20 protein-coding genes and 1 riboswitch are annotated in these 22,358 nt (G+C 65.1%); of the genes, 12 read left to right on the plus strand and 8 right to left on the minus strand.

The features are described 5' to 3' along the window. Positions 1–4: 4 nt before the first annotated feature. Genes rfbF through F7P65_RS02355 form a run of 7 tightly spaced genes read left to right on the plus strand, consistent with a single transcriptional unit; the run spans position 5 to position 7,621 of the window. A complete protein-coding gene (gene rfbF / locus F7P65_RS02325; protein ID WP_150290129.1) occupies positions 5–781 on the plus strand; it encodes a glucose-1-phosphate cytidylyltransferase in 777 nt (258 codons plus the stop codon). After that, positions 763–1,857, plus strand: a complete 1,095-nt coding sequence (rfbG, locus tag F7P65_RS02330) for a CDP-glucose 4,6-dehydratase (protein WP_150290130.1) — start codon at positions 763–765, stop codon at positions 1,855–1,857. Before rfbF ends, rfbG begins: the two co-directional genes overlap by 19 nt. Next, positions 1,854–2,768: an NAD-dependent epimerase/dehydratase family protein gene (locus F7P65_RS02335; protein WP_150290131.1), complete on the plus strand. Its 915-nt coding sequence runs from the start codon at positions 1,854–1,856 to the stop codon at positions 2,766–2,768. The genes rfbG and F7P65_RS02335 overlap by 4 nt, the downstream gene beginning before the upstream one ends. Continuing rightward, a complete protein-coding gene (locus F7P65_RS02340; RefSeq protein ID WP_150290132.1) occupies positions 2,765–3,151 on the plus strand; it encodes a GtrA family protein in 387 nt (128 codons plus the stop codon). The genes F7P65_RS02335 and F7P65_RS02340 overlap by 4 nt, the downstream gene beginning before the upstream one ends. Beyond that, positions 3,148–4,155: a glycosyltransferase family 2 protein gene (locus tag F7P65_RS02345; protein WP_150290133.1), complete on the plus strand. Its 1,008-nt coding sequence runs from the start codon at positions 3,148–3,150 to the stop codon at positions 4,153–4,155. Before F7P65_RS02340 ends, F7P65_RS02345 begins: the two co-directional genes overlap by 4 nt. Beyond that, positions 4,152–5,696, plus strand: coding sequence for a hypothetical protein (locus F7P65_RS02350; protein WP_150290134.1), 1,545 nt, complete (start codon positions 4,152–4,154; stop codon positions 5,694–5,696). The genes F7P65_RS02345 and F7P65_RS02350 overlap by 4 nt, the downstream gene beginning before the upstream one ends. Beyond that, a complete protein-coding gene (locus tag F7P65_RS02355) occupies positions 5,693–7,621 on the plus strand; it encodes a hypothetical protein (RefSeq protein WP_150290135.1) in 1,929 nt (642 codons plus the stop codon). The genes F7P65_RS02350 and F7P65_RS02355 overlap by 4 nt, the downstream gene beginning before the upstream one ends. A gap of 91 nt (positions 7,622–7,712) precedes the next feature. On the opposite strand, the gene thiC is transcribed toward F7P65_RS02355, so the two are convergent. Together thiC and F7P65_RS02365 are read right to left on the minus strand one after the other, a co-directional pair. Continuing rightward, complete coding sequence (thiC, locus tag F7P65_RS02360; protein ID WP_150290223.1) at positions 7,713–9,650, minus strand: phosphomethylpyrimidine synthase ThiC; 1,938 nt, start codon at positions 9,648–9,650, stop codon at positions 7,713–7,715. Between the two features lie 56 nt (positions 9,651–9,706). After that, entirely contained in the window at positions 9,707–10,114 is a 408-nt protein-coding gene (locus F7P65_RS02365; protein WP_150290136.1) for a DUF2065 family protein, read from the minus strand. A 54-nt stretch (positions 10,115–10,168) separates the two neighbouring features. Then, positions 10,169–10,279: riboswitch (TPP riboswitch) on the minus strand. A gap of 81 nt (positions 10,280–10,360) precedes the next feature. Here F7P65_RS02365 and F7P65_RS02370 point away from each other — a divergent pair. After that, the gene (locus tag F7P65_RS02370) at positions 10,361–10,642 is read left to right on the plus strand and encodes a hypothetical protein (RefSeq protein WP_150290137.1); all 282 of its coding nucleotides are present in this window, start codon (positions 10,361–10,363) and stop codon (positions 10,640–10,642) included. 40 nt (positions 10,643–10,682) lie between these two features. Here the strand turns inward: F7P65_RS02370 and F7P65_RS02375 are convergent, their stop codons facing one another. Both F7P65_RS02375 and F7P65_RS02380 read right to left on the minus strand, forming a co-directional pair. Next, positions 10,683–12,062: a cytochrome P450 gene (locus F7P65_RS02375; RefSeq protein WP_150290138.1), complete on the minus strand. Its 1,380-nt coding sequence runs from the start codon at positions 12,060–12,062 to the stop codon at positions 10,683–10,685. Then, positions 12,059–13,186 carry a hypothetical protein gene (locus F7P65_RS02380; protein ID WP_150290139.1) on the minus strand — a complete coding sequence of 376 codons (1,128 nt, stop codon included), beginning with the start codon at positions 13,184–13,186 and terminating at the stop codon, positions 12,059–12,061. Before F7P65_RS02380 ends, F7P65_RS02375 begins: the two co-directional genes overlap by 4 nt. A gap of 22 nt (positions 13,187–13,208) precedes the next feature. Here F7P65_RS02380 and F7P65_RS02385 point away from each other — a divergent pair, with 22 nt between their 5' ends. Together F7P65_RS02385 and kdsA are read left to right on the plus strand one after the other, a co-directional pair. Beyond that, positions 13,209–13,502, plus strand: coding sequence for a hypothetical protein (locus F7P65_RS02385; RefSeq protein WP_150290140.1), 294 nt, complete (start codon positions 13,209–13,211; stop codon positions 13,500–13,502). Between the two features lie 5 nt (positions 13,503–13,507). Further along, the gene (kdsA, locus tag F7P65_RS02390; RefSeq protein WP_150290141.1) at positions 13,508–14,332 is read left to right on the plus strand and encodes a 3-deoxy-8-phosphooctulonate synthase; all 825 of its coding nucleotides are present in this window, start codon (positions 13,508–13,510) and stop codon (positions 14,330–14,332) included. A gap of 87 nt (positions 14,333–14,419) precedes the next feature. Here kdsA and F7P65_RS02395 read toward each other — a convergent pair whose 3' ends face one another. From F7P65_RS02395 to F7P65_RS02405, 3 genes are all read right to left on the minus strand, one after another. Continuing rightward, a complete protein-coding gene (locus tag F7P65_RS02395) occupies positions 14,420–15,685 on the minus strand; it encodes a glutamate-5-semialdehyde dehydrogenase (RefSeq protein ID WP_150290142.1) in 1,266 nt (421 codons plus the stop codon). Positions 15,686–16,021: 336 nt separating this feature from the next. After that, a complete protein-coding gene (locus tag F7P65_RS02400; protein ID WP_150290143.1) occupies positions 16,022–16,654 on the minus strand; it encodes a class I SAM-dependent methyltransferase in 633 nt (210 codons plus the stop codon). Positions 16,655–16,789: 135 nt separating this feature from the next. Next, the gene (locus F7P65_RS02405) at positions 16,790–19,084 is read right to left on the minus strand and encodes a CDC48 family AAA ATPase (RefSeq protein WP_150290144.1); all 2,295 of its coding nucleotides are present in this window, start codon (positions 19,082–19,084) and stop codon (positions 16,790–16,792) included. 339 nt (positions 19,085–19,423) lie between these two features. Between F7P65_RS02405 and F7P65_RS02410 the strand changes: the two genes are divergently transcribed. Further along, complete coding sequence (locus F7P65_RS02410) at positions 19,424–20,305, plus strand: LysR substrate-binding domain-containing protein (protein ID WP_150290145.1); 882 nt, start codon at positions 19,424–19,426, stop codon at positions 20,303–20,305. A 78-nt stretch (positions 20,306–20,383) separates the two neighbouring features. Beyond that, positions 20,384–21,550, plus strand: a complete 1,167-nt coding sequence (locus F7P65_RS02415; RefSeq protein WP_150290146.1) for a GGDEF domain-containing protein — start codon at positions 20,384–20,386, stop codon at positions 21,548–21,550. A gap of 30 nt (positions 21,551–21,580) precedes the next feature. Here the strand turns inward: F7P65_RS02415 and F7P65_RS02420 are convergent, their stop codons facing one another. Further along, positions 21,581–22,252, minus strand: a complete 672-nt coding sequence (locus tag F7P65_RS02420; RefSeq protein ID WP_150290147.1) for a glutathione S-transferase family protein — start codon at positions 22,250–22,252, stop codon at positions 21,581–21,583. Positions 22,253–22,358: the final 106 nt, after the last annotated feature.

A 22,358-nucleotide genomic window follows, 5' to 3' on the forward strand; every position in this document is an offset into this window, starting at 1 on the left:
ACCCATGAAAGCGATCATCCTTGCAGGGGGCCTCGGCACCCGCCTCGCCGAAGAAACCTCGGTCCGGCCCAAGCCCATGGTGGAGATCGGCGGCAAGCCCATTCTGTGGCACATCATGAAGATCTACGCCCATCATGGCGTGACCGAATTCATCGTGTGCCTTGGCTACAAGGGCTACATGATCAAGGAATATTTCTTCAACTACGCGCTTCACATGTCTGACGTGACGATCGACCTGCGGCGCGGCACGACCGACGTGCATCGCAACGCCTGCGAGGACTGGAAAATCTCCCTGATCGACACCGGCGCGGAAACGATGACCGGCGGCCGTCTGCGGCAGGCGATGCAGTATCTGGGCGAGGATGAGGATTTCTGCCTCACCTATGGCGACGGCGTCGCCGACCTCGACATCGCCGCCGCCATCGACTTCCACCGCGCCCATGGCCGCAAGGCGACCGTGACCGCGGTACGCCCCGCCAGCCGCTACGGCCAGCTCGACCTGGACGGCGATCGGGTTGCGGCCTTTGCCGAAAAGCCGGTGGAGGAAGGCGGCTGGATCAACGGCGGCTTCTTCGTCCTCAACCGCTCCATCGGCCAATATCTGGGCAATTCCGATGGCTGCATCTGGGAACGCGAGCCGCTCGAAGGGTTGGCGTCGGATGGCGAATTGCGGTCCTTCTTCCATGACGGCTTCTGGCAGCCGATGGACACGCTGCGCGACCGGCAGATGCTCGAAGGCATGTGGGAACGGCACGAGGCTCCATGGAAAAGCTGGCACTGAAACGGCACGGCGCGCGCGCCGTCACGCCCGATCCCCTCTTCTGGTCGGGCAGGCGCGTGCTTGTGACCGGCCATAGCGGCTTCAAGGGAAGCTGGCTGCTGGTGCTGCTGGACCTGTTGGGCGCCCGCGTCACCGGTCTGGCGCTGACGCCGGACACGACACCCGCCATGTTCGATCTGATCGATGGCCCATCATGCTGCGACCATCATGTCGCGGACATTGGCGACGCCGCCGCCGTCGAAGCGGTCATGGCGGCGGCGGAGCCGGAGATCGTCCTGCACCTTGCCGCGCAACCGCTGGTGCGCGCGTCCTACGTCGATCCGCTCGCCACCTTCCGCACCAATGTCATGGGCACCGCCCATATTCTGGAGGCGTGCCGCAAGACGACTTCGGTCGGCACCATCCTGTCGGTCACCACCGACAAATGCTACGCCAATGACGGCCGGACCGAGGGCTATCGCGAAGACGCCCCGCTGGGCGGTCATGACCCCTATTCCAACAGCAAGGCGTGCGCCGAGCTGGTGAGCGCCTGCTGGCGCGACAGCTTTCTGGCGCAGCGGAGCGTGGGCCTGGCCACCGCGCGGGCGGGCAATGTCATCGGCGGGGGCGACTGGTCGGCCGACCGGCTCGTGCCCGACGCCGTCCGCGCCTTTTCGGAAGGCCGCACGCTCGAAATCCGCAACCCCGATGCCGTGCGGCCCTGGCAGCACGTGCTGGAACCGCTGACCGGCTATCTGCTGCTCGCGCAGGCCCTCGCCGCCGACCCTGCCCGGTTTGCGCGCGGCTGGAATTTCGGTCCGGCCGCCGCCGACATGGCGAGCGTGCGCGAGGTCATCGAACGGCTCGCTGGCCATTGGGGCGCAACCCGGCCCTGGACGAAGCAGCCGGGCGAGCATCCGCACGAAGCGGCGATGCTGACGCTCGATTCCTCGGCCGCTGCCGATGCGCTGGGCTGGCGTCCGCGCCTGTCGCTGGACCGGGCGCTGGCTCTGACCGCCGACTGGTATCGCGCCGACGACAAGCGCGCCGTCACCCGCGCGCAGGCGGAGGATTTCCTCGCCATGGTGCCGGCATGAGCCGCATTCTGGTCACCGGCGCGGGCGGCTTCGTCGGGGCCGCCGTCGCCGACCTTGCTGCGCGCGACGGGCATCAGGTCACTGTGCTGGTGCGCAACCCATCGGCGCCGCGCGTCGTCGCGCTGGCCGGACGGTGCGCCATCGTCAGGGCCGATCTGGCCGACGGACAAGCGGTCCGCGCCGCGCTGATGCAGGCGCGGCCCGACATCATCATCCATTCCGCCTGGGAAGGCGTCGGCGGACCCGCCCGCGCGGGCGATGTCCAGCTCGACAATATCCGCACCACCGTCGCCCTGCTCGACGCCGGGATCGCCACGGGCGCCGGTCGTTTCGTCGGCATCGGCAGCCAGGCCGAATATGGCCGTCACGACCGCCGCATCGATGAAAGCGCCGCGACCGAACCGTTTCTTCTCTATGGCGCGGCCAAGCTCTCCGCCTGCCATCTCACGCGCCAGCGGGCGACGGAGGCCGGGATCGGCTTTGCCTGGCTGCGGCTGTTTTCGCCTTATGGCCCCGGCGACAATCCCAACTGGCTGATCCCGTCAGTCGCTGCCCAGATCTTGGCCGGACAAGCGCCGCGCACCAGCGCCGGTACGCAGAAATGGGACTATCTGCACATCGCCGATACCGCACGCGGCGTCATGGCGGCCGCGCTGACCGACAGCGCGCAGGGCGTCTTCAACCTGTCGAGCGGTCGCGCCGTCACCGTGCGCAGCATCGTCGAACGCATCCGCGACCTCGCCTGCCCGGGCCTGGCGCTGACCTTCGGCCAGCTTCCCTTCGGCCCCAACCAGATCATGCATCTGGAGGGCGATTGCAGCCGCCTTTCCGCCGCGACCGGCTGGGCGCCGCGCGTCGCCATAGAGGACGGCCTGATCACCGTGGTCGACGCGCTGAGGCAGGCGGCATGATCGCGACCGTGCTCGACCGCCGTTTCCTGGGCTTCCTGTTCGCGGGCGGGATCAACACGCTGTTCGGCTACACCGTCTACGGCGCCCAAATCTTGATGGGCGTGCTTCCCCATGTCGCGGTGATCGTCAGCACCCTGGCGGGCGTGCTGTTCAATTTCCTGACCACCAGCGCGGTCTTCCGCTCGCGCGATCTGCGCCGGTTGCCGCGTTTCCTCATCGTTTATTCGGCCATGCTGGGCCTCAACATCCTGTTGCTCGATTGCGCCATGCGCGCAGGTCTGGGTCCCTTGCTGGCCCAGGCGATCATCCTGCCGATCTTCGCGCTTACCTTCTTTGCCATGCGCCGCTTCGTGTTCGCGGCTTCGCCGGAGCAGACATCATGAAGACCATCTCCATCGTGACGCCCTGTTTCAACGAGGCGGACAATGTCGAGGCGTGCCGTGACGCGGTCGCCGCCCTGTTCGCCCCCGGCGCGCCGCTGGCGGGCTATGGCCGCGAGCATATCTTCGCCGACAATGACAGCAGCGACGGCACGCAGGACATATTGCGCGGGCTGGCGGCCGCCGACCCGTCGATGAAGGTGATCCTCAACGCCCGCAATTACGGCCCCTTCCGTTCCAACTTCAACGCGCTGCGCGCCGCCACCGGCGACGCGGTGGTCGTCTTCCTGCCCGCCGATCTTCAGGACCCGACGGAAATGATCCCCGAATTCGTGAAACTGTGGGAAAGCGGGGTGGAGGTCGTCGCGGGTGCGCGCGTCAACCGGCAGGAAAGCCTGACGCTCCGCACCTGCCGGGCGATCTTCTACCGCACCGTCCGCAGCCTCAGCGACATCGACATTCCCCTGAATGTCGGGGAATTCCAGTTGCTGGACCGCAAGGTCTGGGAGGCGGTCGTCAGCCACGACGATCACTATCCCTATATTCGCGGCATCATCGCGTCCGTCGGTTTCCGCCGCGCGATTGTTCCCTATACCTGGGCGGCCCGGCGATCCGGCATTTCCAAGAACAACCTGCCGCGCTTGATCGACCAGGCGCTGAACGGCATCTTCAGCTTCACCAACGCGCCCATGCGCCTGTGCACCTTCGCCGGCGTTGCGATGGCGGCGCTCTGCATGCTCTATGCGGTGGCGTCCGTCGGCCTCTATGCCCTGCGGCCCGACCTTGCGCCGCGCGGCATGATGACGGTGATCGTCGCGCTCTTCTTCCTGTCGGGCATTCAACTCGCCTTTCTGGGGATATTGGGCGAATATGTGACCTCGATCCACGCACAGGTGCGCAAGCGTCCGCTGGTGGTCGAGCGGGAACGCATCAACATGGATGCCGCCGCCGCTGCCGAAAATCCGGTTCATGCCCTCCAGCGGAAACTGGGCGCGGAGGCGGCATGACGCGGCATCTGGCCGCGAAAGAGACGGCGGGAATCCGGTACGCTCCGGCAGCATCCGTTCCGCTCCGTACGCTGACGGCGTCGCTCGTCGCCTTGTTCGCCCTCGACAATGTGCTGCTGCTGCGCCTTCTGGGCGGCTCGCCGGCCCTGGTGACGGCGCTTGCCCTGATCGTGCCGCCGCTGCTTGCCGGCATCGCCTACCGCTTCATGCCGGGTGCCTGTCGGATCGGTCTTTCGACCATCCTGTTCTGCCTCGCCGTCGCCGCGATCCTGCTGCTCCTGGGCGGAGAGGGGCGGCTTTTCTTCGCGCCGGCCGATTGGCAGGTCCGCGATGCCGTGCTCGCCGACATGGGCACCCATCGCTGGCCATTCGATTATTGGCTGGATGGACATTCGCAACTGCTGCGCGCGCCCGTCGGCATGTACCTGCTGCCCGCGCTGTGGGGCGGGGCCAGCCAAGTCGGTCGCGACTGGACCCTGTTCGCGCACAATTGCCTGTTCCTCGGCCTGCTGCTGGCCCAGGGTTCCGCGCTGTTCGACACCCGCCGGTCGCGCCTGATCGCCCTGGCCGTCTTCGTGGCGTTCAGCGGTCTCGACGTGGTGGGCAACCTGCTCGTCCAGTTGACCAATGGCGAGGCCCGTTGGGACCATATCGAGGACTGGGCGGACGGCTATCAATATAGTGCGCATATCACCCAGATCTTCTGGGTGCCCCAACATGCCATCGCAGGCTGGGCGGTCGCGCTGACCTATTTGCTCTGGCAACGGAAGCTCGCGCCGGTCGGCCTGTTCGCCGCGACCCTGCCGCTGGTGGCCCTCTGGTCGCCGCTGATCCTGTTCGGCGCGTTGCCCTTCGCCCTTTTCGCGGGCCTGCGCGCGCTTTGGACCAAGGGCTGGAGTTGGCGCGACGTCGCATTGCCTGCGATCGCAACCTTGGTTGCGATCCCGGCCCTGGCCTATCTGTCCAGCGGAGCGACGGCAATCGGGGGAGGCCTGCGCCCGCCCAAGGCCATCGTCTATGTCCTGCTCATGCTGTTCGAGGTGATCCCCTTTCTCCTGCCGCTGCTGCGCGATCCGGACAACAGGGTCGACAAGCCGACCATCCTGATTTCCGGCGCATGCCTTTTCCTGATGCCCAGCTGGTCCATGGGCATGTTCAACGATTTCCAGACGCGGGCATCCATCATGCCGCTGGCGCTGATGGCCGTGGCGTTCGGCGACTGGGCCGGGCGGATCGACGACCGGCGCACTCGGCTCTGCTTTCTGACGATCCTCCTGCTGGGGGCAGTGACCGGCGGCATCGGGATCGCCAATGCCCTGCGCCTCCCGCCATCCCCCGTGCCCCATTGTTCGGTGGCAGGTGTCTGGGACCGCCAGACCAACCTTTCAGCCCCGCATAATGCCTATTTCGCGGACCGCGCCGCATTTCCTTTTCCTATCCATCCCGTGGATCATGTGAGCCGCGTCAACCCCGCTACATGCTGGGATCGACCCTGGCCCGCGGCCATCGCAACGGCGGAAGCAAGGCAGGCGCGTCCATGACGTCATCCCTGACGATTATCGCCGCCTATGCCGGATTGCTCCTGCTGGTTTTGCTGGCGCCCTATGCGTCGGTCCTGGCCATGCGCCACGCCGGCGGGCAGCGATCCGGCGACCGGGCGATCTGCGCGATCTTGCTGATCGGCGCCGTCGCCCTGACGATCGCCCGACACGGGGCATTTCCGATGATCGGCATATTCGTGCTGATTCCGCTCATCGGCCTCGGTGTGCCCTCCCTGCTGGGCGGCATCACCGCCGCGCTGCTGTTCGCGACCGCCTTTTGGTGGACGCCATCGCCTCAATTGGGCTTCGTGCCGACGCTGATCGCCGCCCTGCTGGCGCTCGCCGCCGGATATCTGCCGCGCTGGAAAGAGGCGGCTGCCCGCCACGTCCCGCTGATGCCATGCCTGATCCTGTGCGCGCTTGTCGGCCTGGCCGTCGGGCTGTTCACCGCTCCGTTCGAAGCCTCGGAAACGACCTATGCGGCCTGGCATCATTGGGGCGCCTATCTCGCGCCGGTCGAGGCCTGGCGCGGCGGCGGCGTGCCCTATCGCGATTTTCCCATCCAATATGGCCTCGGTCCCACGCTCCTGCTGATGGAGGGTTGCGGCGACGACTGCTGGCGCGGCATGTACGCGACCGCAATCACCGCCAACGCGCTCTATTTCGCCACGCTTGGCGGCGGGGTCATCCTGCTGACCGCCCGGCTCTCCCGCGGCGTGCGGTGGCTCGCGCTGCTCGCGATGTTCTGCGCCGCCTTTTTCTGGACCGGCTTCCCCACCGAGTTCGCGGGACCGGCGATGACGCCATCGGTGGCGGGCCTGCGTTTCCTGTCCATTTCCGCGCTGCTGCTCCATATTCTCCATGCCGAACAACGGCAGGTCCGGCGTGACTGGATCGGTCATGCGATCTGGCTGATCGATCTCTTCTGGTCGCCCGAGGCGGCCTTTTTCGGAAGCCTGATCTGGTGGCCCTATCTCGCCCTGCGCGACGCCGAGGGCGCCAGCGGAAAGGCCGAGGCCGCAAGGGCGCTGGCCAAGGGGGCATTGCGCGGGGCAGGCGCTCTGGCGGTCGGGATGGCCGGCCTGGCACTGGCGCTCTGGCTGCTGTCGGCCAGGTCCATCGCGCTCTGGCAGTTTCTTGCCTATATCCAGCACCCGCCCGGCGCCCTGCCCGTCAATCCCGCAGGCACGGTCTGGATTGCGCTGGCCGCCATCGCCCTGGCCCTGCCGATCCTGGGGCGACGGGGTCTATCCGCGGCTGTCCGGCCGCTCTACGCCTGCCTGCTCGGACTGGCGGGCGCCGGCAGCTATTTCATCAGCCGGAGCCACGACAATAATATCCTCAACCTGTTTCCGCTGCTGGTGCCGCTGCTCTGCGCCATTCTGGTGAATATGCGGGAAAACCGGTCCCCAACGGCGCATTTTGTCCGGTGCTTCATCTATACCGGCCTCACGACCATGATCGCCTTCGTGACGGCATTCAATTTCGCCCATTGGCAACAGGGATCGGCCCGGTCGGGCCTGCTGACCCTCGGTCCGGCCAAACTGATTTCCCGGTTCACGCCGGATGACAATAACAGGCCGCCCTTCCTCTCGGCGGACGCGGTGGCGGGACTGGACTATCTGCGCGCTCGGCACGCGGGCATGGTCATGCTGTTCGACGACAATAAGCTGATGCCGAGAAGCCCCGCCGGCCTGGCCTGGACGGGCGTCAACAATATCGCGAATTTCGCGCCGCTGCCGGATGCGATGATTCAATATTATATCGAACGGGGCGCTGTTGCGTATCGGCGACCCGGGTGGATTCTGGTCGACCGGGACCATGCGGCGTGGGCGGCGGCGTTCCAACGCTGCTATGATGTGCGCGACCGAAAATCCTTCGGCCGCTATCAGGCCCTTTATCTGACCCCTCGCGGATCGCGATAGGGATACCCGCCCTCCCCCGGGCATGTCCAGTGGCCCAGGGCCATTCCAGCCATTGGCCCTTGCCGGGCGTCATCGACGCCCGGCACTGGGTTCAGTCATGCTCCCGCCCGCCGGCGCCCATATAGAGTTCGCTGCCGGTTTCGCGGAACATCTCGCTCATCTGCGCCATGCCCTTTTCGGCATCCTCGGCGGCGATGACGCTGTCGGCGGGCCTCGGCTCGCTTTGCGAGCCGGCTCCGGGGCTGCGGCCATCCCCCGCATGGCCGCTGACCGCCCCTACGCTCTGCTTGGCGGCGAAGTCCCTGACCTCCTGCGTGATCTTCATCGAGCAGAATTTGGGGCCGCACATCGAGCAGAAATGCGCGCTCTTCGCGCCCTCGGCGGGCAGCGTCTGGTCGTGATATTGCTCGGCCGTATCGGGGTCGAGCGACAGGTTGAACTGGTCGCGCCAGCGGAACTCGAAACGGGCGCGGCTGAGCGCATCGTCGCGGACCTTGGCGGCAGGGTGGCCTTTCGCCAGGTCGGCGGCATGGGCGGCGAGCTTGTAGGTGACGACGCCGACCTTGACATCGTCGCGGTCGGGCAGGCCGAGATGCTCCTTGGGCGTGACGTAGCAGAGCATCGCCGTGCCGTACCAGCCGATCATCGCCGCGCCGATGCCGCTGGTGATATGGTCGTAACCCGGCGCGATGTCGGTGGTGAGCGGCCCAAGCGTATAGAAGGGCGCCTCGCCACAGGCTTCCAACTGCTTGTCCATATTCTGCTTGATCTTGTGCATGGGCACATGGCCCGGCCCTTCGATCATCACCTGCACATCCTGTTCCCAGGCGCGCTTGGTCAGTTCGCCCAGCGTGTAGAGTTCGGCGAACTGCGCTTCGTCATTGGCGTCGGCGATCGAACCGGGGCGCAGGCCATCGCCCAGCGAATAGGCGATGTCATACGCCTTCATGATCTCGGTGATCTCGTCGAAATGTTCGTAGAGGAACGATTCCTTGTGATGGGCAAGGCACCATTTCGCCATGATCGACCCGCCGCGCGAGACGATGCCGGTGACGCGCTTCGCCGTCATCGGGATATAGGGCAGGCGCACGCCCGCGTGGATGGTGAAATAGTCCACCCCCTGCTCGGCCTGCTCGATCAGCGTGTCGCGGAAGATGTCCCAGGTCAGTTCCTCGGCAATGCCGCCGACCTTCTCCAGCGCCTGATAGATGGGCACGGTGCCGATGGGCACGGGCGAGTTGCGCATGATCCATTCGCGAGTGTCGTGGATGTTGCGGCCGGTCGACAGGTCCATCACCGTGTCGGCGCCCCAGCGGATCGACCAGACCAGCTTGTCGACTTCGCTCGCCACGTCGGAGGCCACCGCCGAATTGCCGATATTGGCGTTGATCTTCACCAGGAAGTTGCGGCCGATGGCCATCGGCTCCGATTCCGGGTGGTTGATGTTCGACGGGATGATGGCGCGGCCCCGGGCGACCTCGTCGCGGACGAATTCGGGCGTCACATAGTCGGGGATTTCCGCGCCCCAATCCTGACCGTCGCGAATATATTCAGCGAGGCGGGCGCGGCCGAGATTCTCGCGCTCGGCGACATATTCCATCTCCGGCGTGATGATGCCGCGACGGGCATAGTGCATCTGGGAGACGTTCATGCCCGGCTTGGCGCGCAGCGGGCGCGAGACGAGGTTGGGGAAGGGCTGGACGCGTCCGTTTCTGGATTCCGTCACAGTCGAGACTGTGCCGGTGGCGCTGCGATCGTGGCCTTTCAGGCCGTTATCTTCGGGCTGGATGGTGCGGGCGTCATATTCCTCGACATCGCCCCGGCCGATGATCCAGTCGCGGCGCAGAGCGGGCAGGCCCGCCATGATGTCGATGCGCGCATCGGGGTCGGTGTACGGACCGGACGTGTCATAGACGCGCACCGGCGGCTCGCCGCTGCCGGGTTCCAGGTCGATCTCGCGCATGGCGACCTTGAGCGGGCCGACATGGATTTTGCGCGAACCCCGGATCGGCCCGGTGGTCACGCGCATTTCGGTGCGGGAAGCCAGTTCAATCTTCGAATCGACGTCGGCCATGGATTTTCCTTTCAGGCGATGACGGTCGCGCGGCCAGTCAGGCCGGCGAGGAACAGGAGGATGCCCAAGACGATGCTGACAATCGCCCAGGCGCGGGTGAAATGGAGGGACCGGAAACCGATACGGATGAGCGGCCCGGGCACGGCGAGCAGAAGCGCCCCTTCGATCAGCGCGACATAACCGATGGCCGAAACGACGATGGACAACGGATCGCGCCAGATGCTGTGGATGAGGACCAGCGCCGCGCCGACCGCGAAAACTGGAAAGCCCAGCGCCATGACCAGACCCGGCGACCGTTGCAGATCGTCCATCATCTGCCGCCAACGCTGGGGCGCGGTGAGGCCGCCTATGCCAATGACGATCATGTAGAGACCCATGGCTTCGGCCAGACGCAGGGTCAGAACGGAGATCGTGTCCATGGCTTGCCGTCCTTCCTCTTGCATTTGGGGCGGAAGGCGGGTGCGGTCTGCTTTTGCAACAAGCCGTTCCCTCCCTACGCCGGTCTTATCCGGATCAGGTTCAGCGGGTCGCAGCCACATCAGCCGCCTCTCAACCGTCTGTGGACGGTCCCCCGGGGATGCAAGCCATGTAGCGGATTATGCGCCTGAGCGAAACCCGTTTCCGGTGCTGGACAGGAGCAGGATTTTTCCGCTTCATTATCAGCCATGAAGCAGCACGACCTGACGACGAAGGAAGGCCGCAAGGCGCACCGGCATGAGCTGCGCATGATCGCGGTGCGCCCTCGCCGTTGGAGGCTATGGCTGCTGACGGCGGGATTCCTGTTGCTGCTGACGCCTTCAGCGCTGAAGGTGCACAGCCTGTTCGGCTTGTGGCCGCCGATGTTGGGGGCGCTGTGCGTGATGATGGGCGTGCCGCTGCTGGTGACGAGCGTGGTGCTGAAGCGGCGCTATCTGCGACAACGAGTGGCCGGGCGGATCGGAGGGTGATGGGCGCCCCGATGGCTTTCCAAGTCTCCGCCCCAGGCCGTCACGCCTCGGACGAAACCGCCTCGAACATCAGCTTCATTCCTGTCCTTGGCCGGATGGTCAGGCGGCTGATCGGCTCCGGCCTGAAGCCCCTGGGCACAGACAGGCGATAGCGTCGCACGACGCTGGCGATCACGGTCATCACCTCCTGCTGGGCGAAGCCCGCGCCGATGCAGACGCGCGGTCCCCGGCCGAAGGGGAACCAGGCCTGCTTCACCATCTCCGCATTGGCGGGGTCATCGAAACGCTCGGGATCGAAGCTGTGGGGGCAAGCCCAATTGTCCCGGTTGCGCTGGGTTAGCCAAGGGGCGACGACCAGCATCGCGCCCTCCTCCAACTGCTTGTCGCGCATCGGCATGGGACACGGCACTTCGCGCGGGAAGAAAGCGACCGGCGGGTAAAGCCGCAGCGTTTCGCGGAAGATGTTGCGGATCGCGCCCATGTCCTTGAGCATCGCGGCGTCGAGCGGGGCGTTTCCGGCAATCTGCTCCACCTCGGCGCGGGCAACGTTCTGGATATGGGCGCATTCGGCCAGCATGTAGAGCGCCCAGGTCATGGTGCTGGCAGAGGTTTCATGGCCCGCGAGGAAAATGGTCGAGACCTGATCCATCACCTGTTGCAGGGTGAAGGGTTCGCCAGTTTCGGGATGCTTCGCCTCGATCAGCGACTGGAGGATGTCGCGATGGGGCGCTTCGCCGCGTTGGTGATACCCCTCATGGCGGGCCTCGACGATGGGGCGGAAGACGTCGTGGATCGCCTTGGCGGGCTTGAGAGAGCGTTGCTCGAACCAACGCGCGGGCGCGCCGTAGAGGCGCAGCATCGACGCGCTGTGGGCGAGGCGCTGGAACTTGCCGAAGGCAGTGTGGATGATGTTGGAACGATGTTCGTCCAGCGCCTGCGAAAACAGCGTGCGGAAGATGATGTCGGCCGCCACATGGGTCATCATGGGGTCGATGTCGACCGGCTTGCCGCGATCCGCCGCGTCGAGGCGGGCCAGCAGGTCGTCGGCGGCGGCCACCATCAGCGGCATGGAGCGATTGAGCGCGGTATGGGCGAAGGCCGGGTTCACCATCGCGCGCTGGCTTTCCCAATCCTCGCCATTGGCCGAGAACACGCTGTTGCCGATCAGCGGCGACAGGTTGCGGACCAGTTCGCGATGCTTGGGGAAGGCCGTGCCGCCGCGCAGGATCCTGTCCACCAGCGGCAGTTCATTGGCGATATACATGGTCTGGCCAGGCATCCGGATTTCGCCCAGCTTCATCGTGTAGCTCTTCTCGAACAGCACATGGATCCAGCTATGCCAGCCGCGCAGGAACCGCTTCATCAGGCCGCGCTTGGTGCGGGGCGGTTCGGGATAGGGCGGGGTGAAGGGCTCCGTCACGGGATGGTCCTGAACTGCGCTATGGCCTGGTCGACGGTGCGGCGGCCTGCGGTAAGGCTGACATAATCCACCGGCGAGAGGCGGTCGCCCACGCGCAGATAGTCGAAATGCGCCTCATATTTGTTGGACCAGCCCCCATGATAATTTTCCGGATCGTAGAAGAGGTGGAAGCGCGGCGAGAGCAGGTCGACGCGGGCGGCGCATCGGTCCGACACCAGCCGGATCGGGTGGACGTCATAATAAGCCGCGCCGTCCGGGGGGGCGGAGAAGTCGACGAGCCGGAAATGCTTGTCGTCCAGGGCCTTCAGATCGGCATGATACCAGCGCGCATCCTTGCGCAGCGCAATCACCGGGACGACCTGCCCCAGGGTGAGGACGGTGAAATTGTCAGGCAGCGGCCTGTCCCCGCGCAGGTCGAGGATGCGGCGCAGGACGCTCATCGCATAGATGGTACCGTTGCTGTGCGAAGCGAAGATCACCTCGTCATAGGGGCCGTCCATCTGCTCCACGATGCGGGCGGCGAACTGGTCGAGGCGGGCGTTCATCTCCGCACCCGGTCCCTCGGCCGCGACCGTGTGGTTGTAGTACATGAAACGCAGCAGCCAGGGCACGATCAACTTGTTGAGCAGACGGCCGGACAAAGCCGCGCTAACGGCGATGCCGATCAGCGCCGATGCCCAGAAAGGAAGCAGCAGCGACAGCAGCAGAGCGGGGATCAGCGCGAGGACCACCGGGATCAGCACAGCCAGCACCGGCGGATAGAGGATGGTGATCACTGGGCCTTGGCGCAGCTTCCGCATCCGCAGGAACTGCATGTGCCGGGCATGGGCGCCGTAGGTGGCAATGGAGCGCCATGCGAGCAGCAGCGGATTGCGAATCCACACCTTGCCCACCAGATCCTCCCAACGGAGGAATTCATAGTCGGTCTCGACTTCGGCACTGTGGTTGGTGATGGTCCAGAGGGCGGACGAAACCGGGCCGGACCGGCGCGCGCCGACCTCCACCTGCTCACCGGACAGACGCGTATAGGTTTGCGCCTGCTCGCGGTACATCTGGTGATAGAAACGCACCCCGCGCGGGTCGAATCCGCCAAGGTAGAAGAGTTTACGCTTGAACTTTTCCATGGCCCCTGTTCCACATCGGGCCATGACGACACCCGAACGCGACTACTGCTATTTCATAGACCACCGCAAATACAACCGAAACATCGGATGCCGGCGCCATGACAATGCCTATGGCATCAACGGGGGCGGCAGCGAGCGGGACCGGTGGCGGGCGGACATGGCCTTTTACCGGCATATGAAGGGCGAAGGCGATCCCATGGCGCTGCCTTCGCTGCTCGCGTGCCTGTGTTTCGGCTGGTTCTGCTGGAATTATCATCCCGGCAAGGGGCTGTGGCGGGGGCAGCTCTTGCGCCGCTTCGCAAAAGCGCCGAAGTGAGCGGCATGAAATCCAAGCATGTTTCCATCGGGCCGGTGACGGTCGGCAACGACCTGCCCTTCGTCCTGATCTCCGGCCCCTGCCAGATCGAGAGCCGCGACCACGCGATGATGATGGCGGAGCGGCTGTCGGACGCGGCCGCGAAGGCGGACGTGCCCTTCATTTTCAAATCCTCCTTCGACAAGGCGAACCGGACATCCGTGTCCGGACAGCGGGGCGTCGGGATCGATGCGGGGCTGGCGATCCTGGCCGAGGTGAGGGCGCATTTCGGCTGTCCGGTGCTGACTGACGTGCATGAAGCGGATCAGGTCGCGGCGGCGGCGGAGGCGGTGGACATCCTGCAAATCCCGGCCTTTCTCTGCCGGCAGACCGACCTGCTGCTGGCGGCGGGACGGACCGGCGCGGTCGTCAATGTCAAGAAGGGGCAGTTTCTCGCCCCTTGGGACATGGCGGCGGTGGCGCAGAAGCTTGCCTCGACCGGCAATGAACGCATCCTGCTGACCGAACGCGGGGCGAGCTTCGGTTACAACACGCTGGTCAGCGACATGCGGTCGCTGCCGGTGATGGCGGAAACGGGTTATCCGGTGGTGTTCGATGCAACCCATTCGGTGCAGCAGCCGGGCGGGCTGGGTTCAGCCTCGGGTGGGCAGCGGGACTTTGCGCCGGTGCTGGCGCGGAGTGCCGTGGCGGCGGGGGTCGCGGCGGTTTTTGCCGAGGCGCATGACGATCCCGACAATGCGCCGTCCGATGGGCCGGTGATGCTGCCGGTCGAGTGGGTCGGGCCGTTGCTGGAGACGTTGAAGGCGATCGATGCGGCGGTGAAGGGGTAACCCCCTCACCGCCTTGGTCAAGCCCGTGCGGCGCTTGAGCATTTCCAATCCGTGATGCGTCAGCATCTCAGCGGATTGATATAAGCATCAGGGCCGGGTCTGGCCCGTGCCGCGCACCAACCACTTATAGGTCGTCAGTCCCTCCAGCGCGACCGGACCGCGGGCATGGAGACGGCCGGTCGAGATGCCGATCTCGGCCCCCAGCCCGAACTCGCCGCCGTCCGCGAACTGGGTGGACGCGTTCCACATCACGATGGCGCTGTCGACCGCGTTCAGGAAGCGCTCAGCCTTTTCCGCGTCCTCGGTCACGATCGCATCGGTGTGATGGCTGGCATGGGTGGCGATATGGGCCAGCGCCGCGTCCAGCCCGTCGACCATGCGCACCGAGACGATGGCGTCGAGATATTCGGTATCCCAATCCTCGTCCGCAGCAGCAGCAACGCGACTGTCCATCGCCTGTACCGCCTGGTCGCCGCGCACTTCGCACTTGGCGTCGAGGAGCGCCTTCACAATGGCGGGCGCGGCGCCGAACGCCGTGTCGATCAGCACCGTCTCGGTCGCGCCGCAAATGCCGGTGCGGCGCATCTTGGCGTTCACGACCAGCTTTTGCGCCATGTCAGGGTCGGCCGCACCGTCCACATAGCTGTGGTTGATGCCGTCGAGATGGGCGAGCACGGGCACGCGTGCCTCTTCCTGCACGCGGGCGACCAGGCTCTTGCCGCCGCGCGGCACGATCAGGTCGATATAGTCCGATGCCTTGAGCAGCGCGCCTACGGCGGCGCGGTCGGTGGTCGGCACCAGTTGGACCGCGTCGGCGGGCAGACCGGCGGCGGCGATGCCCTCCGCCATGGCGGCATGGATGGCACGGTTGCTTTCCTTCGCCTCGCTGCCGCCGCGCAGGAGCACCGCATTGCCCGCGCGCAGGCAGAGCGCGGCGGCATCGGCGGTCACGTTGGGGCGGCTTTCATAAATGATGCCGATCACGCCCAGCGGCACGCGGACGCGGGACAGTTCCATGCCGTTGGGGCGAACCTGCTTGTCGATCACGCTGCCCAGCGGATTGACCAGCGTTGCGACCTGATCCACGCCCGCCGCAGTGGCGGCGATGCGGTCCTCATCCAGCCGCAGCCGATCCAGCATGGCCGGCGACAGGCCGTTGGCGGCGGCATTTTCCATGTCGCGGGCATTGGCGGCAATGATCTGCGGCGCCTGATCCCGCAACGCCTGCGCGGCGCGGCGCAAGGCATCGATCTTCTGCGCATCGCTGGTCGATGCCAGCACGACGGCGGCCGAGCGCGCCCGCGCGCCCATGGTCGCGATCAGCATTTCAGGGGTCTGGGTCAGGTCGTTCATGGGGTGTCTCGCTTATTGTGCGCGGGCCTTATCATGAAAGCACGCCAAAGCGAAACCGTCGCCCCCGCAAAAGCCAGTAGCCGACGACCGGGCCATGGGTCGCAAATGGCCCGGCCGCCGGCAGGCAGCGGAAACTGCCTCTTTCTCAGGCGTAGCGGCGAGGTCCGACACGCGCATACCCAGATTGGGGTATACGCGCGCGCAAACGCGAAAATTCCCGGCCAACATCGCGAAATTTCAGAGCGCGCCGCATTCGATCGGATGCGAGGCGGGCGCGCTCATTCTCCGTTGTCGCATCCCTTTTTTGCGCGATATTCTGGAGGCGACGCGAACGGATCAGGCCGCCTGGGCCAGCATTTCCCGTTTCGTCGCGGTGAACATGCGGCAGGGCGGGATGTTGCGCCATTCAACCCGTTCGTTCAGTTCCTCGAACTGCGGCGAGAGCAGGCGGCGCATATAGGCCGAATATTGGTAGACCAGGAATGCCCCGTCCGGTTTCAGCGCGGCCCGCGTTTCCGCGCAAATATCCTCCCCCATGCCGTCGGGCAGGGTGGAGAAGGGAATGCCGGAGAGAATATAGTCCGCCTGGCGATGGCCGGCCTCCCGGATGAAGCGGCGCACATCGGCCGCCGATCCATGCACGACGCGCAGGCGGGGATCGTCGATCTGCGCTTCGAGGAAGGCGACGAAATCGAGGTTGAGATCGATCGCCAGCAAGGTCGCCTCCGGGTGCATCCGCTCCAGAACGGTCCGCGTGAAGGTGCCCACCCCCGGTCCATATTCCACGAACAGCCGTGTATGGACCCAATCGACATCCGCCAGCATCGCATCGACCAGCGAGGCCGACGAGGGCATGATCGACCCGATCATGCCCGGATGCTTGACGAACTGCCGGAAAAACATCCCCCATTGCGCGAGGAAAGTGGAGGGCCGGACCGCATTCTTTGTCTTCAAGGGGATGGAGGCCATCAATTCTCGCCTGTCTGCCTTCATACGCCCGACTCGCAAAAATCCGCCGGGCTTGCAAGCGCCTTCGCGGCGAAATGCGGTACTTTGAATGGCGAAGCGGGCGAGAAAGGATGCCCCTTCCCCGCCCGCTTTCGATCAGCTCTTCGTGCCGCGCGCGCGCAACATGCCCGGCGCGACAAAGCCGATGGGATCGACCTGCATCACGCTCTGCTTGAGCGTGGCCTGAATCTGTTCATATTCGCGTTCCATTTCGGGCGTGACGGAAGCACGGGTATCCTCCAGCGCCGCTTCGAAATGAGCCTGCGTCACCTTGTCGACAGACAAAGACTCGCGCAATGCGATCAGACCCGCGCGACGCACGAGATCCTCCAGATCGGCGCCGGTGAACCGCTCGGTCCGTTCGGCCAACAGGTCCAGATCGACATCCTCCGCCAGCGGCATCTTGCCCGTGTGGATGGACAGGATGCGCTTGCGACCGGCCTTGTCCGGCACAGGCACATAGATCAGCTCGTCGAACCGCCCCGGCCGCAGCAGCGCCGGATCGACCAGCGTCGGCCGATTGGTGGCGCCGATGACAACCACCGATTGCAGTTCCTCCAGCCCGTCCATCTCCGCGAGGATGGTGTTCACCACCCGCTCCGTCACCTGCGGTTCGCCCAGCCCGCCGCCGCGCGCCGGAACCAGACTGTCCAGCTCATCGATGAAGATGACGGTCGGTGCTACCTGCCGCGCGCGGGCGAAAAGACGGGCAATTTGCTGCTCGCTCTCCCCATACCATTTGCTGAGCAGGTCGGACGATTTGGTCGCGATGAAATTGGCCTGCGCTTCGCGCGCCACCGCTTTCGCCAGCAAAGTCTTGCCGGTGCCGGGCGGGCCGTAGAGCAGGAAGCCCTTGGCCGGGCGGATGCCGATGCGGCGGAATGCCTCGGGGTCCTTGAGCGGCAGCTCGACCCCTTCCTTCAGCCGCATCTGCGCATCGTCCAGACCGCCGATATCGGACCAGCCGATATTCGGTGCCTGCACCATCACCTCGCGCATGGCGGAAGGCTGGACGCGCTTGATCGCGGCCATGAAATCCTCCCGCGTGACGGAGAGTTCCTCCAGCACATCGGGCGGGATCGTCCCTTCCTCCAGATTGAGGCGCGGCATGAAACGGCGCACCGTCTCGATCGCCGCCTCTCGAGTCAGGGCAGCCAGATCGGCGCCGACAAAGCCGTAGGTCATCCGCGCCAGTTCGGAGAGGTCCACCTTGTCGCCCAGCGGCATGCCGCGGGTGTGGATGCCCAATATCTCCCGCCGCCCGCGCTCGTCGGGAACGCCGACGATGATTTCGCGGTCGAAACGACCTGGGCGGCGCAGCGCCTCGTCAATTGCCTCGGGCCGGTTGGTCGCGGCGATGACGACAAGGTTGGTGCGCGGCTCCAGACCATCCATCAAGGTCAGCAATTGCGCGACGAGCCGCTTTTCCGTCTCGCCGGTGACATTGCCGCGCTTGGGCGCGATGGAGTCAATCTCGTCGATGAACAGGATCGACGGCGCGGATTTCGCGGCCGCCTCGAAAATCTCGCGCAACTGCTTTTCCGACTCGCCATAGGCCGACCCCATGATCTCCGGGCCGTTGATCAGGAAGAATTCGGCTTCCGATTCATTGGCGACGGCGCGGGCAAGACGGGTCTTGCCGGTTCCCGGCGGGCCGTGGAGCAGGACGCCCTTGGGCGGATCCACGCCCAGCCGTTCGAACAGTTCGGGATAGCGCAGAGGCAGCTCGACCATCTCGCGAAGCTGGTCGATCGCCTCCGCCATGCCGCCGACATCGTCATAGGTGACATCGGCGCGGCGCATGTCGCGCGGCTCCTCATATTCGGCGCGCAGTTCGACCTCGGTATCCGCGTCGATATGGACGAAGCCCTTGGGCACGGTGGACACCACCACCAACCGGATTTCCTGAAGGGCATAAGCGGGCGCGGCCAGCATCTGGCGCAGATGCGGCGGCATATCGCCCGGCGGCACCTGCTGCTGTCCCGCTGTGGCAACGATGTCGCCGGAAGCCAGTGGACGCTGGAAGAACACCCGTTTCAGCGCGTCGGGATTGCCCTGAAGCCGTAAATTATTTTGTGCAGGTGCGAAAACAACCCGTTGCGCGGGGCGGGGTTCGACCTTTTTGATCTGCACGAAATCGCCGGAGCCGACGCCTGCATTCGCCCGCTGAAGCCCGTCGAGGCGAAGGACATCCAGCCCCTCATCTTCCTTATAGGGTCGCACTACGCGGGCCGGAGTCGCCCGCTTGCCCACGATCTCGATCACATCGCCTTCGGCCAGATGCAGTTCCGCCATGACCGCCATCGGCAGCCGCGCAAGGCCGCGCCCCGCGTCTTCCGGCCGCGCATTGGCCACCTGGATCCTGCGTCCCGTGCTTTCTTCCTCAGCCACTCGCCATCCCCATTTCTTGTCGCTGCGTAACGAGATAGGAAACGTCGCAGCCGAACAAAAGGGGGCGCGGTGGATCGCGAAAGGAATAAAAAAAGGGCCAGCCCGAAGGCCAGCCCGGAAAGTTTATAGGAGAGGATGCCTGAAAGGCCTTTCCTATGTGCGGCGCAATATGTATTTTCGCAAGTGCGAAAAGAATCGAGGAGTTGCATTTTTTGCATCTTGCCAACCGCCCCTTTTTGCTGCTCAGTGGAATGAGGATGCTGGAAAGCCGGACCGCGCGCCGTTCGAGAAGGACAATGATGCGTCGCAGCGGGATCGGTCAGATGAAATCGATTGTTTATGCGTAGATTGCCGCCCCTTACGGCCCTGGAGGCCTTTGTGCAGGTCGCCCGCCTTGGCTCGGTCAAGGCGGCCGCCGAGGAATTGGCGCTCTCCACGCCGGCGCTCAGCCGCCGGGTTCAGGCGCTGGAACGGTTCATCGGCCGTCCGCTGTTCGACCGCAAGCATCAGGCGCTGGAGATCAATGCCGACGGTCAGCGGCTGCTGGACGACATTGCCCCGGCGCTGGATTCGCTGAGCCAGGCGCTGGAAAATATCCAGAGCGGCGGCAACCAGCTGCGCCTGCGCCTGGCGGTGATGCCGCTGTTCGCGACGCAGAGGCTGTTTCCCCATCTGGGCGCGCTGCGGCAACGGCATCCGCAACTGCATATCGACATCGAAACCACCCCCTATGCCGTAGCGCGGCTGGGCGAAGGGCTCGACGCGGCGATCGTGCTGGCCAAGGACATCGATCCGGCGCTCTACGCCCATGAACTGGATCATGACGAGGTCTATCTGATCGGGCGCAAGGCGCTGCTGGAGGCGCCCAATGCGCTGACCTCCCCGCAGGAACTGGCCAATCATACGGTCCTGCTGCATCGCGACATGGTGCTGGCGTTCGACGCGTGGAAGGAAGCGGTCGGCCTGCCCGATTTGCAACCGCTGGCGGTGGACAATTATGATTCGGGGCAACTCATGCTGGAGGCGGCAGCGCAAGGGCTGGGCGTCGCGGTGATGCACGCCAGCCATTATAATGAGTCGGGCGATCCTCGGCTGATCCGCCTGTTCCCGACCACCAAGGTCGAAAGCCCCTATCGCTATTATTTCGTGTGCCGTCCCCGGGCGTTGCAGACCCGCGCGGTGCGAATTTTCCGCGACTGGCTCATCGGCGCGGACATATAAAGGCCGGAATAGCGACATTTATCCCGATTCTTCGTCGGTGCGTCTTAACCTTGTTTCGCTGCCGCCGTATTAGCGGTCATGACTGGGGCATCATCATCCAACGCCAATGCGCAGCACGGCCTGACCGATCGTCTCGCCCGCTGGGCCCGAGGCCTTTCGGGGAAGGCCGACACCGAGGAGCCGGACGAACCGCCGGAACCTCAGCGCGCCCGGTCAGGCAGCGCGAACAACCGGGAAATCACCCGCAGACGCAAGCTTTATGAGGATATTGGCGACTTCCTGTTCGCCCATGACCTGGACCTGACGCCGCTCAATTTCGGCGTCGCCCATGACTATCTGACCGGTGCGCATATCGGCGTGGAGAAGGCGGTGAAGGCCGTGCTGACCGAGCGCGGCAAGATCACCAATGGCTGGGTCGAGAGCGTCGCCGCCGAGCAGCGCGCCGATGAGATCACCCCCGAAGCGCTCGCCACCATGCTCGACAAGGTCGAGGAAAATCTGGCCCAGGTCACCGGTCTCATGACCGAATCGCGCAATTCCGCCAAGGATTACGGCGCGGCCCTGCAGGAAGAGGTCAAGGGCCTGTCGGCGGGCGCGGACAACCAGCCGGTGCTGACGCGACTGGTCGCGCTGACCCGTTCCATGGTGGAAAAGACGCGCCAGGTGGAAACCCAGCTGCGCGACAATCAGAAACAGACCCAGTTGCTCAAGTCCAATCTGGACAGCGCGCGCCGCGCTGCGGAACATGACCATCTGACCGGCCTGCCCAACCGTCGCGCCTTCGAAGGCGTGCTGCGCGATGAGCTGAAGCTGGCGCAGGAACAGGGCCAGGCGCTGGCCGTCGCCTTTTGCGACATCGATCATTTCAAGCTGATCAACGATACCCATGGCCATGACACCGGTGACCGGGTGCTGAAATTCGTGGCCGGGCTGCTATCCCGCGCCAGCAATGACCAATGTCATGTCGCCCGCCATGGCGGCGAGGAGTTCGTCATGCTGTTCCGCGGCAAGACAGCGCCCGAAGCGTGCGAGGCCGTGGATGGCGTGCGGCACGACCTGTCGACGCGCAGCCTGGTCAACCGATCCAATGGCGAGCGGATGGAACGGGTGAGCTTTTCCGCCGGGGTCGCCAATGTCCTGGCCTATGAAGACGCGCGCGCCGCGCTGAAAGCCGCGGACCGCGCACTCTATCTGGCCAAGGAACATGGCCGCAACCGGGTATATCTGGCAGCGGAAGGCGATTGATCCCCCCAAATGGAGGGGGGGGCATAAGCTTTAGAAATCCGGCTTCTCATAATGGGGCGGCGGCGTGATCACCTCCATCCGCTCCGACAGCAGGGGCCGGAAGGACGGGCGCGACTTGAAGCCGGCATACCAGCGCTTCACCGTTTCATGCCCCGCCCAGTCGATGCCGCCCAGATAGTCGGCCACGGACAGATGCGCCGCCGCCGCGATGTCGGCCAAGCTGAGCGTGCCGCCCGCCATCCAGCTGCGATGGTCCAGCAGATAGTCCATATAGTCCATGTGGACGTTGGCGCGTTTCATCGCCTCCCGCAGGACGCGGGCGTCTGGCGGCGCGCGCTCGATCAGGCGCTTCTTCATCCGCTCGTGCAGCAGAGGGCCGACGACATCGCCGTAGAAATTCTGATCGAAAAAGGCCGTCAGCCGACGCACTTCGGCCCGTCCCGCCGCCGTGCCGGAAATCAGCGGGAATTTTTCGACCGTTTCCTCGAAATATTCGCAGATCGCCTGGCTGTCGATCAGGGTGATGCCCTTTTCCTCGTCCACCATCACCGGCGTCGTGCCGGCAGGATTGAGATCCAGAAATTCATCGCGCATCGCCCAGGGCGATTCGCGCACCAAATCGTAGCCGATGCCCTTTTCCCCCAACAGCAGGCGGACCTTGCGGGAGAAGGGGCAGAGCGGAAATTGGAAAAGTTGCCACATATTCCCCTCCTGTTAGGCCGAGCAGGGCGGCGCGGAAAGCGGCAAATGGGATGATCCTGCTTATTTGCGGGACGACGCCGCCTAATTGCACAGGACGATCGAATAA

Source organism: Sphingobium estronivorans (assembly GCF_008692605.1).
GTDB lineage: Bacteria > Pseudomonadota > Alphaproteobacteria > Sphingomonadales > Sphingomonadaceae > Sphingobium > Sphingobium estronivorans.